General features: G+C 53.0%; 2 protein-coding genes. Both read right to left on the bottom strand.

What is annotated here, in order from left to right:
• A protein-coding gene (locus tag G9X64_RS36085) for an IS5 family transposase (protein ID WP_171378393.1) occupies positions 1 to 718 on the bottom strand; the annotation gives its coding sequence in 2 pieces (ribosomal slippage) (positions 1 to 403 and positions 403 to 718; 719 coding nt annotated over the 2 pieces). This gene is flagged as partial in the annotation.
• Positions 719 to 791: 73 nt separating this feature from the next.
• The coding region (locus tag G9X64_RS36090) for a DUF7674 family protein (RefSeq protein WP_246271192.1) at positions 792 to 1,233 on the bottom strand (442 nt) is incomplete at its 5' end.

Genomic DNA, 1,233 nt, shown 5'->3' on the forward strand with positions numbered 1-1,233 from the left:
GCCAGAAAGTTTCTAGGATCTTTGTCATACCTTGTTGCGATTCCTCTGAACTGTTTAAGCTTGTTGAAGAACCGCTCCACCAGATTGCGCTGCCGATAGACCCAACCGCTGAACGGAAAGGTCTCTTTGCGATTTCTTTTCGCCGGAATGTTGGCCCAGGCACGTTTTTCCTTTGCAAGGGCTCGCAGGGCGTTGGTGTCGTATGCGCGGTCGGCCAAGATGATTGCACCTTTGCCAATATCCTTCAGCATTGGCTCGGCCATTCTGCTGTCGTGGGTTTGGCCAGCCGTTAGATCAAGGCCAATCGGTCGGCCGTCGGCATCAACAAGGGCATGGATCTTCGTCGTCAAACCGCCACGCGAACGTCCCATGCAGCCATCGTCTTGATCCCCCTTTTTCCCGTGGCCGCATGCTGGTGAACGCGAACACAGGAACTGTCGATCATGACGATGTCGCCGTCGAAAGCCTTTGCCACCTCATGCAGGACATGATCCCAGACGCCTGCTTTGCGCCACCGCACGAAGCGATTGTAGCAGGTTGTATAAGGTCCATATCGCTCGGGCACGTCCGCCCATGGCGAGCCGGTTCGGAACCGCCACAAGATGCCGTTGATGACACGGCGATCGTCGACACGAGGAACGCCGCGCGGCTTGTTCGGCAACAACGACTGTATGATGCTCCATTCGAAATCAGTCAGGTCGAACTGCTGACGGGACATGAGAGGCCTCCAAATCAAAGCCCCAGTGAATCAAAAACCTGCCATTCTCGGAACCCAACTTCTGAGGAAAGGCTCAAATTATCGGCTTTCCTGTAGCCCAGAATTCATGGACCTTAGTCCACCATCCGAGAGTTTCCGGCCGCAGCCATGGAATAAAATCGTCAGAGCGAGTTTTGCGATGCAAATGACCATTCTGCAAATCTTCGAGTAGACCTACTGTAGCCGCCTCTTTAACATACGGATCGCCCTTGACGTGCCAGCGTTCGACCACATCAAAGACCGCGTCAAATCGATGCGTGTTACCTGTTTCCAAATCCTGAATCAGATGACGAGCAAGCTCTGATAGTGCCAAATAAAATGGCAACTCGTCGTCAGATCGATATTCCTCCTGGAATGTCTCCCACTTTTCACGAAACGACGGGTCAGCCTGCAAAAGCGGCTCAAACATATTCGAGCGATCGAACTCGAACGAAAGCGCGTTGACGTTGTTCTCGGACATAACGCTTTTTGCTCTT

The organism is Rhizobium sophorae, from assembly GCF_013087515.1.
GTDB classification, from domain to species: domain Bacteria; phylum Pseudomonadota; class Alphaproteobacteria; order Rhizobiales; family Rhizobiaceae; genus Rhizobium; species Rhizobium sophorae.